8 protein-coding genes, 1 tRNA gene and 1 pseudogene are annotated in these 6,254 nt (G+C 51.1%); 5 read left to right on the forward strand and 5 right to left on the reverse strand.

Features of this window, described 5'->3' with window-relative positions; translation table 11 throughout:
* Positions 1–248 precede the first annotated feature (248 nt).
* Both ACN0SC_RS16425 and ACN0SC_RS16430 read right to left on the reverse strand, forming a co-directional pair.
* Positions 249–1,460, reverse strand: coding sequence for a mechanosensitive ion channel family protein (locus tag ACN0SC_RS16425; protein WP_417250778.1), 1,212 nt, complete (start codon positions 1,458–1,460; stop codon positions 249–251).
* A gap of 23 nt (positions 1,461–1,483) precedes the next feature.
* Positions 1,484–1,554 (reverse strand) — tRNA-Tyr (locus ACN0SC_RS16430).
* Positions 1,555–1,724: 170 nt separating this feature from the next.
* Between ACN0SC_RS16430 and ACN0SC_RS16435 the strand changes: the two genes are divergently transcribed.
* Positions 1,725–1,958, forward strand: a complete 234-nt coding sequence (locus ACN0SC_RS16435) for a hypothetical protein (protein WP_417250779.1) — start codon at positions 1,725–1,727, stop codon at positions 1,956–1,958.
* Positions 1,959–2,082: 124 nt separating this feature from the next.
* Here the strand turns inward: ACN0SC_RS16435 and ACN0SC_RS16440 are convergent, their stop codons facing one another.
* Positions 2,083–2,628 (reverse strand): tetratricopeptide repeat protein, encoded by a 546-nt coding sequence (locus tag ACN0SC_RS16440; RefSeq protein WP_417250780.1) that lies wholly within the window; start codon positions 2,626–2,628, stop codon positions 2,083–2,085.
* Between the two features lie 198 nt (positions 2,629–2,826).
* Here ACN0SC_RS16440 and ACN0SC_RS16445 point away from each other — a divergent pair, with 198 nt between their 5' ends.
* On the forward strand, positions 2,827–2,958 hold the full coding sequence (locus ACN0SC_RS16445; protein ID WP_417250781.1) for a hypothetical protein: 132 nt from the start codon (positions 2,827–2,829) through the stop codon (positions 2,956–2,958).
* Between the two features lie 64 nt (positions 2,959–3,022).
* On the opposite strand, the gene ACN0SC_RS16450 is transcribed toward ACN0SC_RS16445, so the two are convergent.
* Positions 3,023–3,601 carry a hypothetical protein gene (locus tag ACN0SC_RS16450; protein WP_417250782.1) on the reverse strand — a complete coding sequence of 193 codons (579 nt, stop codon included), beginning with the start codon at positions 3,599–3,601 and terminating at the stop codon, positions 3,023–3,025.
* A gap of 568 nt (positions 3,602–4,169) precedes the next feature.
* Between ACN0SC_RS16450 and ACN0SC_RS16455 the strand changes: the two are divergent.
* Positions 4,170–4,274 (forward strand): annotated as a pseudogene (locus ACN0SC_RS16455) (IS481 family transposase); the annotation flags it as partial.
* Between the two features lie 100 nt (positions 4,275–4,374).
* Here the strand turns inward: ACN0SC_RS16455 and ACN0SC_RS16460 are convergent.
* Positions 4,375–4,917 carry a winged helix-turn-helix transcriptional regulator gene (locus ACN0SC_RS16460; RefSeq protein WP_417250783.1) on the reverse strand — a complete coding sequence of 181 codons (543 nt, stop codon included), beginning with the start codon at positions 4,915–4,917 and terminating at the stop codon, positions 4,375–4,377.
* A 39-nt stretch (positions 4,918–4,956) separates the two neighbouring features.
* Between ACN0SC_RS16460 and ACN0SC_RS16465 the strand changes: the two genes are divergently transcribed.
* Together ACN0SC_RS16465 and ACN0SC_RS16470 are read left to right on the forward strand one after the other, a co-directional pair.
* A complete protein-coding gene (locus ACN0SC_RS16465; protein WP_417250784.1) occupies positions 4,957–5,337 on the forward strand; it encodes a VOC family protein in 381 nt (126 codons plus the stop codon).
* Positions 5,338–5,626: 289 nt separating this feature from the next.
* Positions 5,627–6,115 carry a DUF2938 domain-containing protein gene (locus tag ACN0SC_RS16470; protein ID WP_417250785.1) on the forward strand — a complete coding sequence of 163 codons (489 nt, stop codon included), beginning with the start codon at positions 5,627–5,629 and terminating at the stop codon, positions 6,113–6,115.
* Positions 6,116–6,254 lie beyond the last annotated feature (139 nt).

Raw genomic sequence — 6,254 nt, forward strand, 5'->3', positions numbered from 1 at the left:
CTTTTGCTCATTATGGATCGTCTCGTTCGTTATGCGATCCACCTTAAACAATGGTCCGAATTTACGCGACCACCTCTAACCCACATTGCAGACATACTGCTACGAGATCGTCGAAATAGCGGGTCTTGCCATGCAAGACCCCGAAAACCTTGCCTTAAGAATGGACCGCATTCCGCGGCAAGGTTACGGATAACTTTGGCGTCATTTAACATCAAGAGTTTCGGGTATTTGCGTAAGGTAGGTGTATCTCATGACTTGAAACCATATCGCGCGATGTCATTTCCGCCAACATCCTGAAAGACACCAAGATTAAACTCAGGCAAGATAGACAGGATGTGATCGAATATATCAGATTGGATTGCCTCATATTCGACCCAATCGGTTGTATTGGTGAAGGCGTAAATTTCTATCGGAACCCCAAAGTGTTGCGGATCCATCTGACGAACGATCAGTGTCATGTCAGAACGGATCCTGGGGTGGTTTTGAAGATAATTCCTCATGTAGGCGCGGAATGTCCCGACATTGGTGAGTTTCCGTCCACCTAAAGTGGAGGGGTGAGAAGTTTTTGACGCTTCAATCTCTTCCATTTTCGCGTCCAGGTAGGACCCCAGCGATTCAAGAGCATGAAGAGACTCGATATCATGATGGGTAAGAAAGCGAACAGTGTTCTGATCGATCTTGATTGACCTCTTGATGCGTCGAGCGCCTGTTTCAGACATGCCTCTCCAATTTTTAAAACTGTCCGTCACCAATCGCCTGATAGGGATTGTTGTAATTGTTTTATCCCAGTTCTGAACTTTCACAGTATGCAGGGCAATTTCGACAACCTCACCATCGGCATATTGTGCGGGCATTTCGATCCAGTCCCCAACGCGTATCATGTCGTTCGAGGAGATCTGTATCCCGGCAACAAGAGACAGCAAGGTATCTTGAAAGACGAGAATTAAAACGGCAGCCATTGCGCCGAGACCAGAAAGAAGTATGGCCGGAGACTTATCAAACAAGGTGGCGACGATCAGGATGGCAGAAACAATATACACCGCGATCTTAAAGACCTGGATGTAACCTTTTATTGGCTTCTGCCGCGCCTCTGGGCGCCTGTGATACACAACATCAACAATCGCAAGAAGCGAGGCAATCGCCATTGCGATAGTCAATATGATAAAGGAACCCGCTACATTGGATATGACGGTTGAAACCCCGGAAGGGAGACCTTGGATTGTATGAATCCCGGACGAAATGATCGCAGCAGGGAAGATATGCGTCAGTCTTGGAATGAGTTTGTGCCGACGGAGCTCTTTGTCATTGCCAAACGCAGTATGCGACAAGGCTGCATTAATAATTTTCAACAGCAATTTTTTGATGATAAAATTTGCTACAACAGCGACACCAAATAGGACTGAAACCTGAAGGACCAATTCAATCTCTGGGTTTTGGGAGATGTATTCTCTGTAGGTCATTTGCTTCCTTGGTTGCATAATTTTGGTGATGCGCGTTGGTTTCGAACCAACGACATATGCATTTACAGTGCGATGTTCTACCAACTGAACTATCGGAGAAAAAGCTAATCCGTAAGCATTGCATCGCCCGTGCATTTACCCACAAGTCCACCGATGGGGGCACGCCACTCTCTGTCGTGTGAACGCATGTGACTGCAGGGAAGACGGCTCTATGCTCAACTGGGTCCGACCTACGTTGATAATGAAGTCATAGAAGGTGTCGAAATGGCCGATTGTGTTGAAAAACTCTGCTTCAGCGCGTTGGCCCTAAATTTGGCAGAACAAAGTTCTGATTTACTCAAATTTCAACAGCATCACTGGGCGATGTCAGAGTTTCAAGGAACTATTTTCTACTTTTCCGCAATTTGCAGATGCGGCAACGAGTTTTTCAACACAATCGGCCGAAATCTATTGCGAAAATCTCTGACCACTCCTTTCTTATCGTTTGCTGCTCTGTGAAATCGTTAGTTCCGACGGAGGCGAGACGTTCTAATGACGGTGCAAAAATCATCGTGGTGATCCCTTCAAAACACGAGAGCTATAATTGCGAACAAGAGTGTTTCGGTCGCCTTCAACCATAGGACTAAAAATATCCATCTCGCCACTCACGGCTGGTGCGCTCTATCTCGGTGAGGCCTTCGCGGATGGCATGCGCTTCCCTTTGCGCCTTCATTCCTTCATCGTTGCGGCCCAATTTGATCAAGGTCGCTCCGATTTTGTCATGACTGCGGGCGATGTTTTCTTGCCCGACGGTGGTTTTGGGAGTTCTATCTTCAAGGCGCTCTTGGATCGCAAGGCAGTCGCGAAAGACCCGCAAAGCCTCTTCATACAGGCCTTGTTTGAACAAGATGGTGCCGATGCGATCATTGCTGACACAGAGGTAGTCGCGCCAATGCTCGTTTTCAGGGTCTTGCTTTAAATGGCCTTCCGCCAAGTCGCGCGCCTCGTGAGAGGTGCGCAGGGCCTCGTCGAGACGGCTCGTCTCCAAAAGCGCTTTGCCAGCCTTGTTGAGGCCGTGCAACAGATCATGCTGGCGTAATATGTTCTCGGGTTCTTGCGCGGCGAGATGAGCTATTTTGGTGATCTCGTCGCGAAGAGCTTGTAGCGTGGGTTCAACTTCATGCGCCAAAGTTTAATTCCTGACTGATGGAAACACTTGGCATGATACATCCACACCGATTGGCCGAAACAGAAAATTGGTCGACACATCGCGTTGGAAGCCTAGGGGCGGGGGAGATGACGGCCCAACAAAGTGAAGTTCCATGAACGATGCCGCCGAAAAAACGATAAAGTCATGAAGGTCTTGGATCGCGAAACGATATGTGACGTGCTCAATAATTATGCCCATGGCGCCACGACAGAGATGTGCGCCGAAACCGCCAGTATAGATTACGATACGGCCTATCAGATCACCGCATATGGCATCGCCAATCAGAGCTTGGGGTTTTCCGTCCAGTGAGTGACGGGCCGGCTGTGTATCGCGCGGGGTGTTCGGGCAATAGAGGCCCGCATGAATAGGTCAGCTACCGGTTTTGAGGCCAGTTATCGACAAGGGCCTTATAGCCACATTCGGAGTCCTCGAGCACCATATTTCCCAAATCCTCATGCGCCTCACCCTGCAAAGTCATATTTGAGGAAATCCCCCAATCGCCCGCAAATTTCCAAAGCTCGCCTACGGGAAGCAGTGTCGTGTAAATGCGCCCGCTTGAGTAGCGCTCAAAGGATACATCAGGCTTGTCTACTTTGAAATTCCACCGGTCGAATTCGCGATTGGGGTGGGGTTGCCTATGTAGGTCTGAGAACGCAACGGAAATAGTGTCGCCCTGATAGCGGTTTGCCCCTTCAAACGAAATCTTAAAGCTGATGACCCCAGCCTCGTTCCGCTTGTGCGGAAACCTCATGGTCAAGGTCATTTCGTTTATGCGGTCGTGGTGGGTCACGAGGCAGTATTTACGCCTGTCAGATGGCCTGACACGCAAGATTTTTAAATAGTAACGGTCCCTGTCATCGGCCCCAAACAGCTTGGTCTCTGAAACCGCCGGAGCCGTAGAAGGGGCTTCCAAAGCCATGGCTTCGATTTCCTCTGGCGTTTTTTGTACCATATTCGTATTTCTCCGAGCTGTTTACAGTCCATGGCGATGTGAAAGGGCGGCGTTGTGACGTTGCTTGGTCCCGATGAAGGCGCGGCGTTCTAATGACGGTGCAAAATCATCGTGGCGATCTCTTAAAAACACGATAGCTATAGTTGCGACCAAGGGTGTTTCGGTCGCCTTCGACGATCTGGCGACTGTGCCAACTCTTGAAGCACACCATGCCTCGACTATCGTGCGACTTAGTCTCCCAAACACGAACCCATCCCATCGCGGAGCACTACAATGAGTATCACCTGAAATTCTTTATAGTGCTAAATCTCTGATCAAAGACAAGCTAAGCGCGACCTGCGGTCTCGGCAATGTCTGCAAGACTATAATTGACATTCGGCCTTTGGCGAATGTTAGAAACGCCAAAGCTGCAACACAGGGACGTGGCTCTCCGTCGGTGTCCGCGTTGCCACCGGTCCCACATCTCAGACTTCTGGTTGTCCGTATAAAACGTCCGTGTGCGATACTTCATGATAAACACTCCATCTTTCCAAAATAGATAAAGTGTTGCGGCGACCCTTTGAAACCACAGGCCAAACTCGACGAATGGGAACGGTTCTACAACTTCGCCAGACCGCACGATGCCCACAACGGACAAACCCCTTACGAGGCGCTCAGAGACAAGCTAAAGTAACCCCACAAGTGTCCCACAGGTCCGTCTAGGTTACACGCAGCATTCTCGGAAGAGCCAGACTTTCCCGACTCTCCTCCCTTTTCAATGAATGGCCGGCTTTCTAAATGAAGTTGATTTCAGAGGCAGTGATTTGACCTATCAGACATCCGGTGTTCACCGCGCTATAGGTAGATCTGGGTGGGCGGGAGGCTCCGTCCACGCTCCGGTATACCCAGTCCCTTGCTTCCATTGATTTCAATGACTGCGACAGCGCTCGGTCTGTGATCGTTGGCAGGTTTCGCTTGATGTCGCTGAAATGGCTTGGTGTGTGGAGCGATGTCAGAACCGGCAAAGTCCATGACCGGCGCAGCAAGGCCCAATCATCCTCTGAGGAAACATCGTCAATCCTGTGGGCAATGGCTGCGGCCGCCTTTCCCAACTGTGTGAGGCGAAATTCCGGGCGCAGTGGATGGCCATAGCCAGGGGTTCGTTCCAACAGGCCCAGTTCAATCAAATGATCCATGCTTTGCGCGAAGGCCGTCCTGCTCGCGCCGGTCGCGACGAGTAGGGGGGCTTGCCGCCCGGCGACGCCTGAATGCAGGCTCGACAATATTGGCAGGGCCCAGGCCCTTGAAGTGATGTTGACAAGTATCCCAATGTCCATAAAGTATAGTTAGTATATTTTGAATTATAAGGAAAGCCCATGTCACTCGTTTCAGTCGATCACACCATCACCATCGCAATGTCGGTCAAAGATCGCCATGCAAGCGCGACATGGTACGAAACCATGTTGGGATTTGAGCTGCTCCACCATATTGATGACGCGGGCTGGTCGGAGCTTAAGACCAACACGCCGGGTGTCGTTATCGGTCTTGGCGAACACACCAAGCCCGCGCCCGGCAACTGCGTTCCAGTTTTCGGGGTCTCTGACCTCGACACCTCCCGGCACAATCTGGAGCAGGCCAAGGTTCGCTTCGATGGCGAAACGGATGTCGTCGAGGGGATGGTCAAGACCGCAACCTTCTACGACCCCGATGGCAACGCACTGATGTTGGCAGAGGATTTGGCCGGCGGCGCCGGATAATGCGCGGGGTCCTGTAAGTTTTTGCGGCCTACCTGTTTCTGGTAGGCGCAGCCTCAGTTGACCCTTTCGGAGACTCTGTGGGGTTGTGCAATTTGCCGTAGCCACACGGATATTCTCCATAGTTGCCGTTTAAGGATCTCGCAGCATTCGTGCAAATGGGCTTGCACCCATCATCGGATGGTTTCGGTTAGGTTTTCTTGCTCCGCATACGTGGCCCAAAGGTGATCATGATCGACAGCGGGTTGGTTGGGCGCTAGATTTAACAAAACTGGCTGATCTGGAAGCAAACTTGATAAACACGATATACAGCGGAGTACTCATCGGCTTAGGCGCCACCATTGCGATGGACGCTTGGGCGTTCATTCAAAACCGTATTTGGGGCGTTCCCATGCCCAATTGGGCCATGCCGGGGCGTTGGTTTGCCCATCTGTTCAGGGGAAAGATCTTTCATCACGATATCGGTCAATCCGATGAAGTGCCCAGTGAATTGATTGTGGGTTGGCTCTTTCACTATGGCGTCGGTGTCGTATACGGAATCGTGTTCTTACTTATTGTCGGGACCACGTGGCAGACGGCCCCCGACTTTCTAACAGCTTGGGTATTTGCGATCGCAACGATTGCAGCGGGGTGGTTCATCCTACAACCGGGTATGGGACTTGGCTGGGCTGCCAGCAAGACCCCGACGCCGTGGAAATCACGCGGCCTTGGATTGATTGCCCACACTGTGTTTGGCTTAGGGATATGGGGCAGTGGGGTCTTGATCGGCTCAACAATTTAAACCCCGCAGCACGCGCCAAAGCTGCGTGAACAGAGGTGAAAACGGCCCAAAGCAGACCTTAGTGAGCTACCCCCCGAAATTCGGACAGTGACGTAAGCTACGATTTGCAGTCTGCTGATCTTCGACGAGAAGGAGATCA

The organism is Celeribacter sp. (assembly GCF_048261515.1).
In the GTDB taxonomy this organism is placed as follows: domain Bacteria; phylum Pseudomonadota; class Alphaproteobacteria; order Rhodobacterales; family Rhodobacteraceae; genus Celeribacter.

Excerpts from the sequence above, each read along its gene's own strand:
- ACN0SC_RS16425 (WP_417250778.1), bottom strand. The coding sequence starts at position 1,460 with ATGACCTACAGAGAATACATCTCCCAAAACCCAGAGATTGAATTGGTC.
- ACN0SC_RS16435 (WP_417250779.1), top strand. The coding sequence starts at position 1,725 with ATGGCCGATTGTGTTGAAAAACTCTGCTTCAGCGCGTTGGCCCTAAAT.
- ACN0SC_RS16450 (WP_417250782.1), bottom strand. The coding sequence starts at position 3,601 with ATGGTACAAAAAACGCCAGAGGAAATCGAAGCCATGGCTTTGGAAGCC.
- ACN0SC_RS16460 (WP_417250783.1), bottom strand. The coding sequence starts at position 4,917 with ATGGACATTGGGATACTTGTCAACATCACTTCAAGGGCCTGGGCCCTG.
- ACN0SC_RS16465 (WP_417250784.1), top strand. The coding sequence starts at position 4,957 with ATGTCACTCGTTTCAGTCGATCACACCATCACCATCGCAATGTCGGTC.